The following is a 430-nucleotide window of genomic DNA, read 5'->3' on the forward strand; positions in this document are numbered from 1 at the left end:
ATTAATGACTGTGTAATATGGAGAAGGAAAGGGATTTGAACCCTCGCATCGTAACAAACGTTAACGACCTACCTGCCTAATAAATTAAGCAGGCCTCTTAAACCAGACTTGAGTACTTCTCCAAAATCGCCTATTCAAAAATGGACAACAGAAAACGTATTAGCATAAAAAGATAATAAAACAAAAAAATAATGAATTATGGTTCTCGAATAACCACTTTTTGAAACATTTTTCTTTTTAGTGTTGATAATTTTTATAATTAAAACAGATAATTAAAAAACATTACTTCAAATCTTATCAAACAAAATCTTCTTTGAATGATATTCTCTCCCTTTGCCATCAATAACATAAGCCTTAATGTAAGAAGATTTATTTTTTTTCGCAAAATCAATCAGTTTATTCCGATTGAAAGAAATTTGTATCGAAGACC

At 29.3% G+C, this 430-nt stretch carries 1 tRNA gene; it reads right to left on the reverse strand.

Going from position 1 to position 430, the window contains the following annotated elements:
* Nucleotides 1–18 precede the first annotated feature (18 nt).
* Nucleotides 19–122: transfer RNA gene (locus tag KH893_RS12400), tRNA-OTHER, on the reverse strand.
* Nucleotides 123–430: the final 308 nt, after the last annotated feature.

Origin of the sequence: Liquorilactobacillus sicerae, assembly GCF_029916425.1 — a bacterium.
Classification (GTDB): Bacteria; Bacillota; Bacilli; order Lactobacillales; family Lactobacillaceae; genus Liquorilactobacillus; species Liquorilactobacillus sicerae.